Consider the following 18998-nt stretch of genomic DNA (forward strand, 5'->3'; position numbering starts at 1 on the left):
TGGTGTAGATTTAAAAGAAGAGGAACGGGTTAAATTGGCTACAGTTTTAAGTCAATCTAAGCGCCTTAAGCTTGCCTATGAATTGAAGGAAGAATTCAGAGAGATTTTTGAAAGTCATCATAGTGTGGAAGAGGGGAAAGAATCACTGCTTGAATGGATTAAGAAAGCACAACCAATTTACAGGGATACCCTAACCATGCTTCGCAATCATATCGATGGAATTTGTAACTATTTTTTGAACCGAACAACGAGTGGTGTTATGGAGGGAATCAACAATCGTCTCAAACTGATTAAACGTCAAGCCTATGGATTTGTTAATTTTGACAATTTTCGAGATCGACTATTAGCTTGCTTTTCTAATTAGTCTTTCTTATCACCGCAAACCCAGAAGACCCGAAGATATGGCAAGCGCTAACTGGATTTAAATAATACTTAATTCACTTTAAAATAGATTGACCGTGAGATTTATTAACCCCAAAATTGAGTTCGCTTTCAAAAGTATCTTCGGCTCCAGCGAAAGCAAACCAATTTTAATCAGCTTTCTCAATGCCATGATTTATGATGGCAGTCCCACCATAGCCGACTTAGAAATTATCGACCCGTATTTACCATCCAAAGTCTCTTATCTCAAAGACTCTTAGCTGGATGTCAAAGCCAGACTTGCAGGAGGTGCAACTGTAATTATCGAGATGCAAGTTTTAAATGTAGCATCTTTTGCGAAACTGGTGGTTTACATTTACAATCTGCGAAAACTTACTCTACTCAACTGATTCGCGGTCAAGGTTATTTTAAGTTAAAACCTGTAATTGCTTTGACAATTACTGATTTTGAAATGTTTGACAATGACCGAGAAGTAATACCAATTTTAAACGAAATAACAGTATTCTTGTTCCCCCCGCAATGCAGCGGGGGGGCTAGGGGGGTCGAAGAGTGTTGCACGATTTTAGAGAAATGGTATTATACAGCCACGATCGCGCGATCGCCTGCACTCTGTTGTGGTAGTTTGAAAACACGCCCTGGAGAGAGCGAGGTTTTAGGCTTTTGGTGGGTAAGTCCTATTAACGTAAAAGGCTTCCAAATCAAAAACCCAGTTCCACATGAGAAACCGGGTTTTTGAGTGTCATATCAATTCCGCTCTTCATCGAAATGATATAAAGGGAGGACACCGCCAGTGCAATGCCGTGTCCCTACAATCGATCGTGGTAGGGACACGGCGCCGTGCCGTGTCCTCGCTGATCGTTCCGGTGCAGCCGGAAACGATATCAGTCCTAGTTTATTTATGCTCGCCTACTTGATTGCGTCTGCCGTATTAAGCAGCTCAAGCTATTTAAACGTCAAACTTTTCAGGTGTTGAGAAACCCTCAAGGGCGAGCACTTTTGGCAGCAGCCCAACAGCCATCAGGTTTCTCAGTGTTATATTTTTTTAGTTGAAGCTAGTTACCCTTTAATTCGCCGATACTTCTCTTAGCAGTGTCTTTGTACATCTCCCCGAATTCTTTCACGGCTGCTCCTGCTTCTTGTCCAATCTTCTGAGCTCGTTCGCCCGGAGAGTCTGACGTTTCGCGAGCTTCTTGCCTCCATTCCCGGGTTGTTTGGGGTCTTTCAGGATTGTTTAGATCGGCTTTAGAGCCTCCTGAAGTGCCAAAACCCTTGTTACTGTGTCCCGAATCAACATTTGCCGTCAGCAGCATAAAACCGACTAGGACGACACTCAAAAAACTCTTCACTTGAAAGCCCTTAAGCAGGGAACTGATGCGAGCAATGGCTGTGGAAATCAAATTCATCTCGGTAATACTCCCTAAGTTAATTGGTGATAATTTTCAACATTTTTTGATCTAATTGACTCGCCCCAAAATTAGCAGCTAACGCCAGAGAAAGCCAACTTAGCTTTACCTTGCTATTAACCACCTAAATAGAGTTATAGGTTAGCGATAAAATCTGGTAAATACGCCACCTATGTGCAAGCCAATTAGCTTTTTCACACATGGATATCACGTTAACAGCAGCAAAATAGTTATACCTCTAACTAAAGTCATAACTTAATTAGAAGCAAAAAACATATTTTTATACACATGGTTAGACAATTTTTAATCAATCATGCTATGCAGGGCAAATTCTTATTGCAAGCGATCGCCCGTTTTCACCTCAAACCAGTGCAGCAACTGAGGCCCAAAAACCAGCTCTACAATTTCCGAATTCCAGTGGCAGTCATTTGGCAGTAAAGCCCGCACCGTGACTGACTCCAAACCTTTAACTCGGACGCTAACTAAATTTTGCATTCCCAAGTTTTCCACTAAATAAACCTCACCTTGAATTGCCTCTGGGGCCGACATCTTGCCGGCCTCTACATCTGCAAAGCTGACGTGTTCCGGGCGAATTCCCAACACAATTTCTGGAGGCACAGTCGGCATATCTGGTAGTCGAACTCGATAATCCCCCAACAGAGCAAAATTGCCCTGGCATTTAAGCACGAGCAAATTCATTTGCGGGCTGCCCACAAAACCCGCTACAAACTGATTTGCAGGACGGGTATAAATTAAGTGTGGCGGGTCTAGTTGCTGGACGTTGCCGCTGTTGAGAACGGCGACTTTTGTAGAAAGCGTCATTGCTTCGGTTTGGTCGTGAGTGACGTACACTACAGGAGCTTTTTGGGAGGAAAACAATTGTTTGAGTTCGGCCCTAACTTTTTCCCGCAATAATGCGTCGAGATTGCTCAAAGGTTCGTCGAGCAAAAATACTTCCGGTTGGCGCACTAATGCACGGCCGAGGGCGACTCGCTGCCGCTGTCCGCCTGATAGTTTTCCGGGTTTGCGATCGATTAATTCCGTCAATCCGAGGGATGTTGCAACTTCCGTCACTAATCGGTTGATTTCGCTGGAGGATATTTTGCGAAGTTTGAGGCTCGATGCCATATTCTCGTATACTGTCATGTGCGGATACAGCGCGTAACTTTGAAAAACCATGGCAATATCGCGATCGCCCGGTCTGAGATAAGTGACATTGCGATCGCCAATTCTAATCTCGCCTCTAGTCGGCTGTTCCAACCCTGCGATTAACCGCAGTGTCGTAGATTTGCCGCACCCCGACGGTCCCAGCAAGGTCAGAAATTCTCCTTCGCTGACATCCAAACTAATGTCTTTTACGGGAACAACTTTAGGGCTGTAGGTTTTATTGAGGTTTTTTAGTTGCAGTTTTGCCATGATTTTTAAACTGTTGACTGTTGACTGTTGACTGTTGACTGTGTTGTTTGACTCGTTACCAGGCACAGCCTAGGAACCAGTTCAATCTAAAATCTAAAATCTAAAATCTAAAATCGATTTATCCTTTTACAGCCCCGGCTGTTAAACCTTGAACGATGCGCCGCTGGAACACCAAAACGAGGAAAACTAAGGGCAAAGTTCCTAAAACGGTAGCTGCGGCGATCGGCCCGTAAGGGATTTCAAAGACTGACGTGCCGCTGAGTTGAGCCGTGGCGACGGGAATAGTTTTCAGAGATTCGCGAGTCATAAATGTTAGGGCAAATATAAACTCGTTCCAAGCTGAAATAAATGTTAAAATTCCAGTGGTTACTAACGCGGGAAATGTCATCGGCAGTACGATTTGCCACAGCATTTGGAAAGTGTTGTACCCGTCTACTTTAGCAGCATCTTCCAAATCTTTTGGCAACTGTTGAAAGAAACTCCGCATCACCAAAATTGTCAGCGGCAGATTGATCGCGGTGTAAGGAATAATTAATGCTAAATAATTATTGCCTAAATCCAAAGCTTTAACAATTTCCAGCAGTCCTAAAAATAGCAGCACCGCCGGAAATAGGGTAACAATCGTCACAGTTGCCAGGATGATTTTCTCGCCCCACAGCCGCAATCTTGCCAAAGCGTAAGCTGCGGGAGCGCCTACAGCCAAACACAGCAATGTTGAACTAATGGAAACAAAAGCGCTATTTAAAATGTAAATAGCAAAAGGGCGGCGCTGGAATAGGGACAGGTAATGCTCGAAAGTAATTCGTTTGGGAATGTAGATGTTGGGAATTGCCGAAATATCTGGATTTACTTTGAAAGAAGTTAGCACCTGCCAGATAATAGGTGCGAGGAAATATGCGACAATTAATATCGCGGAGATTGGCAAGATTAATTGCCGGATGTCAAAGGTTTTTTTGGTGGGTTGTTCGCGGGCGATCGACATAATTTATACCAATTAAAGGAATGTGCTAAGTTGTTCGGCATTTAGATTTAACTTTTGGGGCGGGCAGGATGCCCACCCCACAAGATTTTCAAGAAATAGGATTGTGCGGCGAGAAACTGGGTTTCTATGAGTTTTGCGAACAGGAACGAGAAATTTACGAAGAAACCCGGTTTCTGGGTTCTGTGTGCGATCGCAAATCGAAAATCCAAAATCTAAAATCTAAAATTGACTGGCGCGGGCTCTCGATAACAGGTAAGCGGCGATCGCAACTGCTGCCACTAACAGCAAAAAAGTACACACCACCAAAGCCGCCCCGTACCCAAAGTCTAAATACCTCATTACCGTGCTGTAAATGTAGATAGAAACCGTCTCCGTTGCCCCCGCCGGCCCCCCTCCCGTCATCACCTGAATCAAGTCAAAAATGCCGAAAGCTTGGGCAAATCGAAACAGCAAAGCAATCACAATTTGCGGCATCAGCAGGGGCACGGTAACTTGACGGAAACTCTGCCAGCTACTGGCGCCGTCAATCGCGTGTGCTTCGTACAAATCACCGGGAATTGACTGCAATCCCGCTAGCAAAAGCAAGCTGACAAAGGGCGTAGTTTTCCACACATCCGCTGTAATCACTGCCATCATTGCCAAAGTCGGATCTCCCAGCCAGCTAATGCTATTTTGAATCAATCCCAAACGCCTCAAAATGTCGTTAATTACGCCGTATTGGTCATTAAAAATCCATGCCCAAGCTACTCCCATCAAGGCAGTCGGCAGCGCCCAAGGCAGCAAGGATATTGTGCGAACAATGCCGCGCCCTGTGAAGGATTGATTTAAGACTAAGGCAATGCCCATACCGATAATTAATTCCAGCACAACAGAGGCGACTGTAAATACTGTGGTGTTGGCTAAAGTTTGCCAGAAACGCCCGTCGCCTAACATTCGACTGTAGTTAGCAAAACCGGAAAAAACCAGTTTTAATTCAGTACCGAGGTTTTGAGTGAATAAACTCAGCCAAAAAGCCCGCAATATTGGGTAAGCAAATACTAGCATCAGAATTATCAAAGCTGGTGCTACTAATATCCACCCGGTTTTTTGTTCGCGCTGTCGCATCTTGTCTAATTGCATATTGTTCACCTTTCATTTATTTTTGGGCGGGCTAGAAGCCCACCCCACAATTGAATTAACTTTTTTTTGTGGAACAGGCCCGAAAGCCTGTTCGGGCGGGCAAGATGCCCACCCCACAATAAAAAAATTCACTCTTTGTGGAACAGGCATCTTGCCTGTTTCTAACAGAGGCAAGATGTCAAATTTACGAAGCTTGGGGTTGTTTCAAACTGCCTAATAAATTGCGAGTTTCGGTAGCTGCTGCTTTCATTGCTTGTTCTGCACTCATTCTCCCGGTAAAAGCTGAACTTAAATAGCGCTGCAAAATATCAGAAGCTTGAGCGTATTGTGCCAGGGGCGGGCGCAAAGCTGGCCGTTCCACTACTTTTAGCAGTTGCGGGTAGTGGGGATATTTGGCGACTATTTCTTTGTTGGTAAATAGGGATTTGTAACTGGGAATTAAACCGGTTTGTAAAATAAATTTGCGCTGGGTTTCCTCGCTGGTAAGGTACTGAATTGCTTTCCACGCTTGTTCTGGATGTTTTGAGGTTTTGGCAATTCCCCAGCCCCAGCCGCCCAAGCAGGAACCCCCTATTTTACCCGTACTGCTGAGCATTGGCTCGATCGCAATTTTGCCTCTAACATTCGATCCTTCGGTATTTGCCAGCTTCCAAACATAGGGCCAGTTTCGCAAAAAAAGCGCTTTGCCGTTTTGAAACAACAGCCTGGTTTCTTCTTCGCCGTAGGTGGTGACACCCGGAGGAGAAATGCCGGTGGCGATCGTATTTTTGAGAAATTCCACTGCTTTAATTGCCTCCGGTTTATCTAACCCAACTTCAAAAGTTTGAGGGTTCGCCCAGAAACCGCCAAAACCGGAGAGCACTTCGACAAACATCGCAGATACTCCCTCGTATTGTTTGCCTTGCCAAAGATAACCCCAAGTTGCTTTTCCCTGTTTCTGCAAGTTTTGAGAGATTTTTACCATCTCTTCAAAGGTTTTCGGCTGTGGAATTTTCGCTTGTTCTAAAATGTCTTTTCGGTAGTAAAGCATTCCGGCATCGGAAGCGTGGGGAATTCGGTAAAGTTTGCCCCGATACCGCCCGCCTTCGACGTTACCTTGGATGAATTTTGATAGTTGTTTGGGGGGAATTTTGTCTGTCAAATCCCTTACCCAACCTGCGGCTGCAAATTTGGGAACCCAGACAATATCCATGTTGATGATGTCGTAGGGCGAGTCGCCTAAAAGAAAGGCAGATGTGTAAAGATTTTCTATGAGGTTGGTGTCAAAAGGCCCTTCTATGAGGTTGATGCGAATGGCGGGGTTTTTCTGTTCAAATTCTTTGACAAATGGTCTCCAGTTAACAATGTCTTGACCTTGCATTAACATGGTGAGCACGACTGGCTGCTGAGTCAGTGCAGGCAGAACAAATAAAAGCAAGACGGCGGTTAATGTGGCAGCGAATAAGGCTAAAAGACGACACTTCTGCCTTCGTTGCGGCGGGGAATTTATTTTTTGCATTTGTTTTTGAGAAGTGGCGGTGCGATCGCCTTGTTTCTCTCATAACTCGCTTTCTTTTGTTTCGCTGGATTTAGCGAGTTTGTGCAATAAAAATTTAAGTAAACTTTAGCTTACTTAATAATGCTTGAGTGGAAAGTGCAAATTTTGATTTAAGTGATTAGATGGCGAGTAAAATCAACATCTATCTACAGATAGATATTAGACATATTACAAAAATCATCAACTATCTTGAGATGATCTGCGTTTATCTGTGTTTATCTGCCTGTAATCTGCGGTTGCTCCTTCAATCAAAGATTTATGCAATTCAAGTCTATTGAGAACATTTAAATAAATAATTCTTCCTTCTTCCTTCTTCCTTCTTCCTTCTTCCTTCTTCCTTCTTCCTTCTTCCTTCTAAATACAAAAAACACCGCTCCTCAAAACAGGAGAACGGTGTATAGGGGGTGTTATGGGTTGTTGTCTGGGATTAACCCTAACAAATCACGATCGCCTCAGGCTATGTCTTGTGATGGTTAAAAAATTGGCACAAACCTGGATTATCGCCCGGATCGCGATCGACCGCGAGCGATCAGCCCAACCATTCCACAACAGCATCTTCCTTGGTATTGGTGTGCCGTTCTGGGGTTTCGCGGTTGAATTTCATGTGGATAGCGCGGTTTTGTTCGCCGTCGGCTGCTACTGCAAAAATCGGATAGTCGATTAAGCCGTCTTGGAAAGACATCTGGAAGCGGAAAGTGCCGTCAGCATTGAGTTTAATCGGCTGTCCGCCTACGTAGACGGTGGCGTCGGGCTCGGTGGCACCGTAGACGATCAGTTCGGCATCAGCAACCAACCAGAACTGGCGGGGGCGCATCGGGGCGGCGAAGCCAACTCCCGACATACCGACACCGGACATACCGATACCGGACATGGTGAGGCCGGACATACCGACACCGGACATAGTGAGGCCGGACATACCGACACCGGACATGGTGAGAGCGGACATAGTAGGAACAGCCCACATTCCGACGCCGGAGGGGAACACGTAGGAACTGAGAGCTTGTTCGTGGATGCCGACTTGTTGCACGGAACCGGCGACGTGCTGCATGGAACCGAAGATAGAACCGGCTACGCGCAGGGCTTCGGCAGATTCTGCCATGCCGAAGATTTGTTCGTAGATGGCGTTGCCGGTGCTGAAACCAGCGCCATTGCCTGCTTGTGCCATTTTCTTGGCGGGAGGAACCAGTTCGGCGAAGGTTTTGCCTTGCAACTCTTCTTCCCAGTCGAGGGTGATGAATTGGTCTTCAATCCAGTCGCTGGGATAGACGGGAGGAACGCGGACTTCGGCCGATCGAGCTAATACCAGCCAGCGGCCGTCTGCACAGCGGTAGCCGATGTCGATTGCGTAGTCCCGATCGCTTACGGGGATTGGCACGTACCATTCCCGCGCCAGTTCGTCGCAGGGATATTCTTGAATGCTGTGGGGGCTTTGAGTGTCGAGGTTAACATCTGTAACGTCGTAGATCCGCAGGGCGAGTTGCTGTCCTCCTTGGCGGCGCATTTCTTCTTTGCGATCGTTGGGGATGTCCCAGTAAGTGTAAGCCCATTCTGGATCGCGCGGCATTAACACAACCCGACTTTCGCCGTACCCGTTGGGCAAATCTGCTAAACCTTCATCTACAGACGACAAAGAACCGCCTGTTCTATCTTCTTGACCGAGTTCAAACTTTGCTGCTTCCACTGCTTCTTGTGCCTCTAGTTTGCGAGATGGACTATATGAAAATTTGGTGCGCTGAATTTCTTGAATAGATGCCAGAAGTTGCGATTTCCGCATCCGGCTGTAGCGAGAGACTCCACATTCGCTAGCAACTCTGCGGAGTTGTCGCAAAGTCATCTCTTCTAATGGTGGGCGTTCTTTTGCCATGAGTTGGTTCTCCACTAATTTGGGATGGCGGGTTAGATTTTTCCTTTCAACACAAATGTGTTGACTTTTCGAGTTAGAAACTCTTTTAAATGCACATATTATCGAGCTTCTAAATCTCTCCAACCTTTGAAGCCTTGCTTGTTTTTAGCTTGTCTTTTCCCCATGCGATCGGGGGTTTTGACTTCTTGGCTTCTGCGCGCACCGTTCGATCTAAATAAAGCTTTATCTGTCGATTCTTGATTGACAAGATCGATTTTGTGAGTGCGATCGGTGCTGCTAGCAACGTTGTGCTGGCAGCACACGCGCTATTCGACTCCCAGGGCTGCTTAATCGAAGCATTTCTTTGGGATCGCTTTGTCATGACTTAATGTTGCAGACAAGTTGCGATCGGGTCAAGGGGTCTTTGCCCTCAATTATGGGTACTTATACGCATTTTCGTGAGTTTGGGGATCAAATTGTCATGAAATCTTGATAATGCAGTGCGCTCGGGGATCGTCCCAGGAACTATTGTCAAGATTCCATGACATAAATTAGATGTAAGATTGAGTCGGCTGGGGCGGTAGTATAGATAGAAGAAATTAAGTACCAAATTTCCCAGGCTGGCAGTTGGGCGATCGTCTTCTGCAAGCTTCGCTAACGGGCGATCGCAACTACAAACCCGCAGTCCAGAACGCAAAAATGGTTTGACGCGCTACCTATACAGATAAGTTGCCCGCTGCACACCCCAGACATAGAGGTTCTGCGTAAATCTTGTAAAATCTAAAATCTAAAATCTAAAATCTAAAATCGAATGACTCTAACGCTTTACAACAGCTTGACCCGTCGCGAATCACCTTTTGAACCCATCGAACCGGGAAAGGTGCGGATGTACTGCTGCGGCGTTACGGTATACGATTACTGCCACGTCGGCCACGCCCGCGCTTACATTGTTTGGGACATGGTGCGCCGCTATCTGATGTGGCGGGGATACGATGTGCGCTACGTGCAGAATTTTACAGATATTGACGACAAAATTCTCAACCGCGCCCGCGAAACCAATTCCACAATGGAAGCCGTGGCGGAACGCTTCATCGATGAATATTTTGCAGATATGGACAAGCTAAATATTCTCAGGGCCGATGAATATCCCCGCGCAACTCATACAATGGACGGCATAAAACGGCTGATTCACGAGTTAGAAAATAAAGGTTATGCTTATGCTTCCGGCGGCGACGTTTACTACAGCGTGAGGCAATTTCCAGATTACGGAAAACTTTCCGGCCGCAAGTTGGAAGAAATGCAAGCCGGGGCTAGCGGTAGATTGGAAACCGCAGAAATAGAAGCTCAAAAAAAGCAAGATTCCTCTGATTTTGCCCTGTGGAAAAGCGCTAAACCGGGAGAACCTGCTTGGGATTCATCTTGGGGAAAAGGCCGCCCCGGATGGCACATTGAATGTTCGGCAATGGTGCGCGATTGCTTGGGCGAAACAATTGACATTCACTGCGGCGGTTCTGATTTAACTTTTCCGCACCACGAAAACGAAATTGCTCAATCTGAAGCCGCGACTGGCAAGTCACTTGCTAATTATTGGATGCACAATGCTTTTGTGACTGTCAACGGCAAAAAGATGTCGAAATCTTTGCACAATTTTATTACAATTCGCGATTTGTTGGATGGGAATTGGTCGGGCGATTGGGAATCTAACCCCCCCCAGCCCCCCCTTGGTAAGGGGGGGAGTCAGAATGAAGGAAGCGAGAAGTCAAAAGCGGTGGAACCGATGGCGGTGAGGCTGTTTGTGTTGATGGCGCAGTATCGCAGTCAAATTGATTTTACTGAAGAGGCGATCGCTAGGGCTCGAAATGGCTGGAATACTCTTAACGAAGGCATAGTTTTTGGTTTTGTGCACGGTTCCCAATTGGGCTGGGATTCAGATAAAATTCTGAAATTGCCCATAGTGGAGAGTGAGGCTGTACAGCAATTTAGAGCAGCGATGGATGATGATTTCAATACTCCTAATGCTTTAGCTGTTATGTTTGAATTGGCGAAGGAATTGCGGCGCGAAAGCAATATAATTGTACATGGGGGAAAAACGGAAATGCCTTCGCAAGTGTTGCAACAAAAGTGGCAGAATCTTGTTAAGTTAGCCCGAGTTTTAGGATTTAGCATAAGCGTCCCGCTAAGTGCAACTCTCTATACCGATAACTCGAACATGAGTATTAATAAACTTGAAGTAATTAGCGGATTAACTGATGAGGAGATTGAGGCGATGATTCAGCAGCGGAAAGATGCCCGGAAAGCTAAGAATTTCGCAGAGGGCGATCGCATTCGCAACGAACTTAAGGATCGGGGCATTACTTTGATAGATCAAAAGGATGGTACAACCATCTGGCATCGCAGTTGAAATTTAGAGTTTTTTAACCGCAGATGAACGCGGATAAACGCAGATGAAATTCCATCCGCGTTCATCTGTGTTCATCTGCTGATATCTGCGGTTAAAAACTCCCATTCACAAACTCCGCAACAGCCGCGACAAATTCTGCGGTGGATTCATAGGGCAAAACATTCCGCCCCGGCATTAATAAACCTTCCGCATTGGGAAAATGGGCTAAATATTGCGCCAATCTTTCATCGGGTTTTTCTTCCTTTCCCTCTTGACTGATGCTGGAGGCTTTTTCTCCCATCACAATGAGTGCAGGTCGATCGAACTTTTGAATCGTGTTACTGTAATCCTGGCGCCAAAACCCCGCTAAAAACGAGAAAACCGCGTGACGGCTGTCAGGATTCGCCGCCCCAGCCTGCAAAGCATCCAACCATTCGCTGTCAACTTTTGCCGCATCGCCAAAGAGTTGTTTCACTGAAAAAGAACGCAAAAACTCAGCGCGTCTGGCGTAGCGGTAAAAAGCGTTTCCCAAGGGAGAATTTAACAAATTCCAGACAATTCTTTGCTGTCTGTCTGTCGAAAGTTTGTTCATCACCGCCCAAGCTGGAGGTCCCGCGAGAACTAACCCGCGAATTAAATTTGAGCCGCTTTCCTGCTGCATTTTTGCTAAAGCCAAGGCTACAGACAGTAAAGCACCTTGCACGAGTACGATCGCAGGTTTTTTTACTACAGTTTCCAAGAAATACTGCAACTGTGCGGCCCAATCGTCAGGATAGCAAGCCACAGCCGGCATTTCGCAATCGCCGCAGCCCAAAAGGTCGGGATTGTAAATCGGATTAGTGTTCCCTGCTTTGTACCAACTCTCACAAAATCTATGCCAAAAGACTCTTGACAACCCAACTCCTATCGGATGAATTAATAACAAAGGGATGCTATCTTCGGTCGCAGTAGTTGGTTGATAAACATCATAAGCACAGCGATAATTTTGCCATTCGTAAAACAGCGTTGGTGATTTAATAGACGACATGGTGGAAAAATTTTGGGTTGAATATGGCGGTTGCATCTTATTTTTTTTTGAACCGATGTTACTTTTTATTATAATATGAGTAGTACGGGTTTTACCCGACATATATTTGGTAAATGAGAATATAAATAATCCCGCAGGGCGGGATGACATAAGCGCCAATACAAACCTTGATTACTTAATCATGTCTGAACAGCGGATTACCATTTCTTTACCTAACTTGCTGCTAATTGTAGCATCGTCCTTGCTGCTAGTGCTGCTTTGGCAATTGCGCAGCCTGCTAGTAATTCTGATGATATCAGTTGTGCTGGCAGCATCGATCGTCCCGATCGTTAATTGGGCCCAAACGATGCGGGTTCCCCGCTGGCTGGCGGTGATTATGGTTTATTTAACTCTCATCGGCGGATTTAGCGGGACGGTAGTGTTAATCGGGCCCGCGGTCATCGAACAAATAGAGTTACTGCTGCGGCAGTTACCAGTTTATGTCGAAAGTTTGCGAACTGTGGCAACTAATGTATTGAGTCGGTTGAGCGACAATGCCCCAACCTTGGTGGGTCAGTTTGTGGACACTCAATCGCTGACTAATTGGCTGATTCGATCGAGCCAGCAACTGGTTTTGCGATCGTACAGTTTAACTAGAGGCATTCTCGGCGGTTTCTTCAGTTTAGTTTTAGCATTATTTATTTCAGGTTACATGGTTGCCGACAGCGACACATTAATCAAAAGTTTGGTGCAGTTTTTCCCGAAACCTTGGGATGCAAGATTAGCCGCACAAGCCACGCCAATCGGTCAAAGAATGGGGAGTTACATTCGCGGGCGAGTTTTAGTTTCGGGCATTTTAGGAATATTTATTACCGCAGGTTTGAGCGTTTTGGGAATGCCGGAATTTGCTTTAGGCTTGGGTGCGATCGCAGGTGTTACCAACTTGATTCCCTTCATCGGGCCAGTTTTGGGAGCAGTACCAGCATTAATCGTAGCATTAGCTAAAGGTGGCTGGGTACTTTTGTGGGTATTGCTGTTATTTGTAATCATCCAGAATTTGGAAACCTACGTGCTCGATCCTTTGCTGGTTGGTTCGTCGGTTGGCGTGCATCCTTTATATCAATTGCTGTCTGTCTTGGGAGGCGTTCAAGTATTGGGAATTATTGGAGCTGTAATTGTACCGCCTTGGTTTGCGGGAGTGGCAGCTTTGATTGAGAACTTGTATTTAAAACCGAAGCTTAGGAGCGAACATCGAGAGACAATAAATCAGGCTAAAAATAATTCTGACTTGCCGCCTGTTACACCTTCGGCGTGATAGCGGAGGAGAAGAAAATTCGGGAAGTGAAATATATAATTTATATCGTTTCTGTTGGCATCGGAATAATAATTTTAGGAGTGAAGTGCGAGCTTAATGTCTCGCGTTTAACACTTGCTCGCGGCGGTGATCGTACTGGTGTATAATTCCTTACTTACCGGGTTTGAGATTAAATTCACAACCAGAGTTTTAACATCCCAAAAGCCGTTTGACTCCAATTATTCGATCGCTACCATTGACACTTCAACACAGTATCTACAAGTGGGCCGACTGATGACTAAGGATGAATTGCCACTTCAATGCGGCGGTTGCGCTGCCGATTAGCATCAGAACTATTATCCACCGAAGGGCGACTTTCCCCATAGCCGATCGCCACCCAATGATACTTCTGACCGAGCACGCCCGACAAATACTGCACCACCGCCTGAGCCCGCGCAAACGACACATTGCGATTGTCCGCCGCTTCCCCCGCGTCGTCAGTGTGGCCGGCAACCCGCACACTTGCCCCCTCGTGATTGCCCAACTCCGCCACCAAATTGTCCAAAATCGCACTTGTTCCCGGGCGCAAAGAAATGCTGCCAGTATCAAACAAAACATCGCTGGGGAGAGTCACCATCAGCCCATCCCCCCCAAACACCGGATTGTTGGCATTCTGTGGGGCAGTATTCACCGTTTCAGGGTTCAGACTCGGGCTGCTGCCCGCCACCGCAGGTAAAGCAGGAACAGGAGTTGCCGCCGTTTCCGGCCCTGCCAATTCCCGCGACATCAACTGCAAACGCTTTTCCAAAGTTTCCGTCGGGCGGCTGCTGCCCAACTGACTCTCCAAAGCAGCAGTGCGGCCAATCAGCGCGTTGAGCTCGCCCTGCAACTGTCTCAAATCCGACTGCAATTTCTCTCTCTGGGCAGGACTGACGTTTGACTGGGGAGTCGGTGTAGCGGTTGGTGTCGGGAGCGCCGGAATTTGCGTTGCTGGGGCGCGTTTCGGGCTGGGGGTCAAATTTTGAGTTACACGCAGCAATCTCTCTGCCAGCGGCATCTCCGTCGCGCTTGAGGGATAAATTTGAGCGATCGCCATCCCCAAAACCCACGCAAAACCGCTGCCAACCCCCAGCAGCAGCAGTCGAAATATCAGCGACAGTACAAGCAAACCTTTTCCCCGCGACTTGGAGACGCGAGTCGGGGGGATTGAAGGTTTTTGATTAAAAGATGGCGTCATGTTTCCTCCCTCTCGGTGTACATAGCAGAGTGAACTACCCAGCGCTGACATAAAGGTACAGCGTGAGCTTCTGAATTCAACGGGGATTGCGTCAACTTGGACTTGCGTCCCAGTTTCGGGCTCACATCCCCTCCATCAGCAGAAGTCCTGGTTCCCAAGACCCATAGCATTCTGATTCCTTCTGCTCTGATATTTATTGAGGCGTTTCCATCCCTATCGTGATGAGTACCGCAATTAGGACAAGTCCATGTCCTAACGTCTAATGGCATTTCACTCACCTGATAGTGGCAATTTGAGCAGAGTTTCGAGCTAGGGAACCATCGGTCAATCTCTACCAAAACTTTACCTTCACGGTCTAGTTTGTAATGCAAGAAATTGACAAATATTCCCCAACCTACATCAGAAATTGCTTGAGCTAGTTTGTGGTTGCGAACCATGCCCTTTGTGTTTAGACTTTCGACTACGATGACTTGGTTATCGTCAACAAGCTTTCTTGACAGCTTATGTAAGTAGTCTTGGCGGACATTGCTAATTCGTTCGTGAACCCTAGCCACCAGTTTCCTGGCTTTGTCTCTTGACTTGCTTCCTTTCTCCTTTCTGGCTAGTTTTTTCTGTTTTATTTTGAGGTTGCGCTGGTGTTTTGCTAAAGGCTTTGGATTAGGGTACTTGGATGTCTTGATACCATCATTGACAATCGCAAAATCTTTCAACCCTAGGTCAATTCCGGCTACTTTTCCATCCGTGCAAGCAACTGGTTTATCTCCTTCTAGTTCTGTCAGCACAGAGGCATAGTATTTCCCTGAAGGAGTAACACTTACAGTTACGGTTTTGATGGTTCCCTCAATCGGTCGATGTAGCTTGGCTTTGACAGTGCCGACACGACCGGGAAACTTGAGGGAGCCGTCAACAAGTTTGACTGATTGCGGGTACTGGATTGACTGCCTATTTTTCTTTGCTTTGAATCTAGGGTATTGAGCTCTCGACTCAAAAAAGTTCTTGTAAGCAGTTACCAAGTTGAGCGTAGTCGCTTGCAAAACCTGAGAATAACACTCAGACAACCATTGTGTTTCTTCTTGTTTTTTGAGTTCTGGTAGGAGTTTGTTCAACGCAATCTGAGTCAAGCCTTTACCCGTGGCTTTGTAGGTTTCAATACACATATGGAGTGCGTAATTCCACCACCAACGGGAACAGCCAAAGTGTTGAGCTAATATCGTTTGTTGTTCAATTGTCGGATACAGTTTAACTTTGACGGCTTGATGCTGCATTACTTCCACCTCCCGTTACCATTATATACATTTATGATAAAAAGTCAACATTGTTGGCAAATTTTACGCCTGTTTGACCGGATAAAATTTGCTTGGGGGAGTCCATGTATCCCAACGCTGACCCAACGGAACGTTGGACTTATCGCTCCCCCAAACCCCCTCAAAAGTTAATTTCGATACTATCTTACCTATCCGATTTTAGATTTTAGATTTTAGATTTTAGATTTGTCCTGCCATCTAAAATGTAAAAAAGAAACCCGGTTTCTACAAATCAGGGGTTTGACTGCGAAGCATCGAGGCAGAAACCGGGTTTCTAGTCCGTTGCCTGCAAGGCTGAATCTGTTGGATAATTCAGTAAAACTTTTGGAAAAAAAACCGATGACTGACCCTTTAAATAGCCCTTATCCCGTTCCTTGGGAATGGATTAGCGAGACTCACGCTAAAGTGAGCTCCACTGCCGGCACAGGCCTCCGCTACTATCGCAGCCCTTCCCTACTTTCAACTAACGGCCAATACGCAGCTTACAGTCGAATTGAGTTGCAAGTGCAGCCGCAATTCTCCCGGTGTCGGGTTAGCAGCATCATGTTTGTGGAAAATCTCAAAACCGGGGAACTGCAAACAGTTGCGGCTGCTTCGCCGCTGGCAGAAAGCGGGATGTATGCTAGCGATGATACAGATATGTCGGGGACGATCGCAATTTTAGTGCCTGTTTCTTGGAATCAAGAGGGTTCCCGCGTTCTCGCCCGCGAATTTGAAGCGCTTTTCAACTCTTCCGATATGTCCGACTACGCTGTCATCTGGGACAAAAATGATAATTACACTTATACCGTTGCTCCCGCTCGCAGTCTTTACACTCATGCTGTATTGTTGGGTTGGAGTCAAGTTTGTCCGGGACAAGTTCTGTTCCGCGCGGGCAATTTGGGCGATCGATCTTGGCCTCTTTGTGCAGTGGATATGACAGGCCAAACGGTAGCTGTCAGCGAGGACAAACCCCTAGTTTTCGGCAGTCAAGCCAGCACAGACTGGATCGAACCTAAAACTCGTTTTTAGATATTATGGCTACATTTTCTTTGAGCGGGCCAACAATTTTTTTAATATCAGGTCAGTCTTTCGACCAATTGATTTTGACTTTGGGGCTGATTGTTTTAGCTGTTGTTTTCGGTTTAACAGCCTTTATTTTTATTCGGATTTTTCTCAATTGGTTGCAGGCGAAACTGGAAAAAAATCACCTTTTTTTTAGACGCTCATTCACAAGAAAGACTGACAATTCAACCGCTAATAGTTTAGAACCTGAAAACGTTTTTTTAGAACCTGTATTCGTAGAAAGTGACGGCAATTTAGCTGCTGCTATTTTTGGAGGCAAAAGCGATATTGCAAAAGCGTTAGATCGGGAGATTACCTGCGAAAGTTCAGCAGCAGTTGCCTATCTCTACAAGCCGATCGCTCTTTGGCACGGGCGCTTAATTTTGCCCTTAAACCAAGAGCGCCAGCCCTACGGTACAGTATTTTTTGAAGTGATAAATGCGCCCAAAAAATATCAACATTTCATTGGCAAAACAGCCTTTTTGAAATGGAGCACAAATCGCGAAGTACAGTTTTTTGTCCACGCAGTCAGTCAAGATATAAACTTCACAAAACAAACTCAAAAAAGTCAAAAATCTGGCAACATCCATCCAGATAGATTGAACGGGTGGCGAAATGTCGGCCCTTTAGAAACTCTAGCAGGCAGCAGACTCGAAGACAGCGTGACTGTGATGCTGCGCAGGCCGGTGATTGCGATTAATTATAGCAGCAGCGATCGCCGCGAACTCGCGATCGATCGCGAACCGGTACAAATTATCGGACGTTTGTGCGCCTTAGTATCAATTTTACAGCGAAAAGAACCCGACAGCGACAAATTTATTGTCCGGCATTTCAACAAAACATCTCAACAATTTGACGGCGCAGCCGAAATTATTCGGATTCCGCAAGTACAGCCAGACAAAAATGGCGTAGCGAGGTCTACCAATCACCAGATCGAACAATCGCCCTTAAATCCAGACGGCTGGTACATTTACGGCGAAAGAGACGAAGACAGTATATTTGTAGTGCAGGCTATCGAACCCCGCAAAATTGCTCAATTAATCCCAGATGAAACACATTTCGGTCTGAAAAAATCTCTCGCTTATTTAAGCAGCCAAAATTGGAAAAATACACCAGCCCAAAAAGGGCAAGCAAAAAGAGTATTGTTAACGCCAAATGATGCTGCAGAAAACGCTTCAATCTCTCCTTGGCAAGAAGGAGATATCGGGATAGTGATTCACAGTTTCGGCGGTATCGGCGGTAAAAAAGGCGAACGGCCACCGCTGGGAATTGTCACCGGACATTTTGCTTTCGGAGTAGCAAAAGTAGTGCGCGATCGCTTTACCGGCGAACTGCGTTTTGACATAGAATACAAACAAGTTTACGCCCACAATCCCGACGGAATTGTCGCCGGTTCCAGCAAATGGCAAAGCTATATGGGAGACTTGCAGCGCGGCTGGTTGGGCGATCGCCCGGTTTGCGATATCATCTGTAAATTAGATTGCGTGTGTTGCGACTACGATTTTGACGGCATCACCTTGTCGCCTTTAACCGAATTAAACCAGCAACTAGATATCATGATGGCCCGCTACCGCAGCGGAGACGGCACCGGCGCAAGTTTAGTCACGCCAGCAACTTCTTGCGTCCAAGATTCAAGTCAGGCAATTTACGCGACAATTAAAAAAATAACTTCCGAAATAGAGTCAAATCCTCAGATTCAAGACTGGCTGAAAACAAATCCCACCGACGCACAAACTCAACGATTTAATCAGCTAGTAGCATTAGGAGAGAGTTTAGAAACAGTATTAATGCCCCTCGGCATTGTCCGTCCAGATTGGCGCAAAAATTCGAGATTGGCGGGGATTGATTCTGAACTGAAAAAAACCTTTTTTGGTGGTATAGCGAACCTGATAAAAGCTGCTATTAGTTACCGCACAATGTTGCCCAGGCGCACCCAAGATGAAATCGCCAAAATTTTCTTAAAACAGGGAGCATTTTTGTGGATAATTCGCACAAATCAAGTCGGAGGATTTGACCCAGACATTGAGCCGATCGCACCAACAGGATTTTGAG

15 protein-coding genes and 1 pseudogene are annotated in these 18998 nt (G+C 46.1%); 6 read left to right on the forward strand and 10 right to left on the reverse strand.

Translation table 11 applies throughout. The annotated features are described in order from the left end of the window. Both QUA99_RS09500 and QUA99_RS09505 read left to right on the forward strand, forming a co-directional pair. Positions 1–364 (forward strand): transposase (locus tag QUA99_RS09500; protein ID WP_333241866.1); only part of this gene is annotated, 364 nt, incomplete at its 5' end. A 94-nt stretch (positions 365–458) separates the two neighbouring features. Next, positions 459–859: pseudogene (locus tag QUA99_RS09505) on the forward strand (Rpn family recombination-promoting nuclease/putative transposase); the annotation flags it as partial. Between the two features lie 574 nt (positions 860–1433). Here the strand turns inward: QUA99_RS09505 and QUA99_RS09510 are convergent. The 7 genes from QUA99_RS09510 to QUA99_RS09540 form a co-directional block, all read right to left on the reverse strand. After that, entirely contained in the window at positions 1434–1784 is a 351-nt protein-coding gene (locus QUA99_RS09510) for a hypothetical protein (protein WP_333235902.1), read from the reverse strand. A 333-nt stretch (positions 1785–2117) separates the two neighbouring features. After that, on the reverse strand, positions 2118–3200 hold the full coding sequence (locus QUA99_RS09515) for an ABC transporter ATP-binding protein (RefSeq protein ID WP_333235904.1): 1083 nt from the start codon (positions 3198–3200) through the stop codon (positions 2118–2120). 118 nt (positions 3201–3318) lie between these two features. Continuing rightward, the gene (locus QUA99_RS09520) at positions 3319–4182 is read right to left on the reverse strand and encodes a carbohydrate ABC transporter permease (protein ID WP_333235901.1); all 864 of its coding nucleotides are present in this window, start codon (positions 4180–4182) and stop codon (positions 3319–3321) included. Between the two features lie 219 nt (positions 4183–4401). Beyond that, entirely contained in the window at positions 4402–5301 is a 900-nt protein-coding gene (locus QUA99_RS09525; RefSeq protein ID WP_333235900.1) for a sugar ABC transporter permease, read from the reverse strand. Between the two features lie 184 nt (positions 5302–5485). Beyond that, complete coding sequence (locus QUA99_RS09530; protein ID WP_333235899.1) at positions 5486–6799, reverse strand: ABC transporter substrate-binding protein; 1314 nt, start codon at positions 6797–6799, stop codon at positions 5486–5488. 568 nt (positions 6800–7367) lie between these two features. Then, positions 7368–8702, reverse strand: coding sequence for a DUF4912 domain-containing protein (locus QUA99_RS09535; protein WP_333235898.1), 1335 nt, complete (start codon positions 8700–8702; stop codon positions 7368–7370). 98 nt (positions 8703–8800) lie between these two features. Next, complete coding sequence (locus QUA99_RS09540) at positions 8801–9004, reverse strand: hypothetical protein (protein ID WP_333235897.1); 204 nt, start codon at positions 9002–9004, stop codon at positions 8801–8803. A 488-nt stretch (positions 9005–9492) separates the two neighbouring features. On the opposite strand from QUA99_RS09540, the gene cysS reads away from it, so the two are divergent. Continuing rightward, positions 9493–11082, forward strand: coding sequence for a cysteine--tRNA ligase (gene cysS / locus QUA99_RS09545; RefSeq protein WP_333235896.1), 1590 nt, complete (start codon positions 9493–9495; stop codon positions 11080–11082). Positions 11083–11173: 91 nt separating this feature from the next. Here cysS and QUA99_RS09550 read toward each other — a convergent pair whose 3' ends face one another. Continuing rightward, on the reverse strand, positions 11174–12124 hold the full coding sequence (locus tag QUA99_RS09550; protein ID WP_333343238.1) for an alpha/beta hydrolase: 951 nt from the start codon (positions 12122–12124) through the stop codon (positions 11174–11176). A gap of 145 nt (positions 12125–12269) precedes the next feature. Between QUA99_RS09550 and QUA99_RS09555 the strand changes: the two genes are divergently transcribed. Then, on the forward strand, positions 12270–13382 hold the full coding sequence (locus tag QUA99_RS09555) for an AI-2E family transporter (protein ID WP_333235894.1): 1113 nt from the start codon (positions 12270–12272) through the stop codon (positions 13380–13382). 277 nt (positions 13383–13659) lie between these two features. Here the strand turns inward: QUA99_RS09555 and QUA99_RS09560 are convergent, their stop codons facing one another. Both QUA99_RS09560 and QUA99_RS09565 read right to left on the reverse strand, forming a co-directional pair. Then, positions 13660–14598 carry an OmpA family protein gene (locus tag QUA99_RS09560; protein WP_333235893.1) on the reverse strand — a complete coding sequence of 313 codons (939 nt, stop codon included), beginning with the start codon at positions 14596–14598 and terminating at the stop codon, positions 13660–13662. Next, positions 14595–15863, reverse strand: a complete 1269-nt coding sequence (locus tag QUA99_RS09565) for an RNA-guided endonuclease TnpB family protein (protein WP_333235891.1) — start codon at positions 15861–15863, stop codon at positions 14595–14597. Before QUA99_RS09565 ends, QUA99_RS09560 begins: the two co-directional genes overlap by 4 nt. Before the next feature lie 378 nt (positions 15864–16241). Between QUA99_RS09565 and QUA99_RS09570 the strand changes: the two genes are divergently transcribed. Both QUA99_RS09570 and QUA99_RS09575 read left to right on the forward strand, forming a co-directional pair. Beyond that, positions 16242–16913: a hypothetical protein gene (locus tag QUA99_RS09570; RefSeq protein ID WP_333235890.1), complete on the forward strand. Its 672-nt coding sequence runs from the start codon at positions 16242–16244 to the stop codon at positions 16911–16913. Positions 16914–16918: 5 nt separating this feature from the next. Then, positions 16919–18997, forward strand: coding sequence for an abortive infection protein (locus tag QUA99_RS09575; protein WP_333235889.1), 2079 nt, complete (start codon positions 16919–16921; stop codon positions 18995–18997). The last annotated feature ends 1 nt before the right edge of the window (position 18998 follow it).

It is taken from the genome of Microcoleus sp. F10-B2, from assembly GCF_036704965.1.
Classification (GTDB): Bacteria; Cyanobacteriota; Cyanobacteriia; order Cyanobacteriales; family Microcoleaceae; genus Microcoleus.

Coding starts and splice junctions, on each gene's coding strand:
- QUA99_RS09550 (WP_333343238.1), bottom strand. CDS start 12,124: ATGCAACCGCCATATTCAACCCAAAATTTTTCCACCATGTCGTCTATT.
- QUA99_RS09570 (WP_333235890.1), top strand. CDS start 16,242: ATGACTGACCCTTTAAATAGCCCTTATCCCGTTCCTTGGGAATGGATT.
- cysS (WP_333235896.1), top strand. CDS start 9,493: ATGACTCTAACGCTTTACAACAGCTTGACCCGTCGCGAATCACCTTTT.
- QUA99_RS09565 (WP_333235891.1), bottom strand. CDS start 15,863: ATGCAGCATCAAGCCGTCAAAGTTAAACTGTATCCGACAATTGAACAA.
- QUA99_RS09575 (WP_333235889.1), top strand. CDS start 16,919: ATGGCTACATTTTCTTTGAGCGGGCCAACAATTTTTTTAATATCAGGT.
- QUA99_RS09520 (WP_333235901.1), bottom strand. CDS start 4,182: ATGTCGATCGCCCGCGAACAACCCACCAAAAAAACCTTTGACATCCGG.
- QUA99_RS09530 (WP_333235899.1), bottom strand. CDS start 6,799: ATGCAAAAAATAAATTCCCCGCCGCAACGAAGGCAGAAGTGTCGTCTT.
- QUA99_RS09535 (WP_333235898.1), bottom strand. CDS start 8,702: ATGGCAAAAGAACGCCCACCATTAGAAGAGATGACTTTGCGACAACTC.
- QUA99_RS09510 (WP_333235902.1), bottom strand. CDS start 1,784: ATGAATTTGATTTCCACAGCCATTGCTCGCATCAGTTCCCTGCTTAAG.
- QUA99_RS09555 (WP_333235894.1), top strand. CDS start 12,270: ATGTCTGAACAGCGGATTACCATTTCTTTACCTAACTTGCTGCTAATT.
- QUA99_RS09560 (WP_333235893.1), bottom strand. CDS start 14,598: ATGACGCCATCTTTTAATCAAAAACCTTCAATCCCCCCGACTCGCGTC.
- QUA99_RS09525 (WP_333235900.1), bottom strand. CDS start 5,301: ATGCAATTAGACAAGATGCGACAGCGCGAACAAAAAACCGGGTGGATA.
- QUA99_RS09515 (WP_333235904.1), bottom strand. CDS start 3,200: ATGGCAAAACTGCAACTAAAAAACCTCAATAAAACCTACAGCCCTAAA.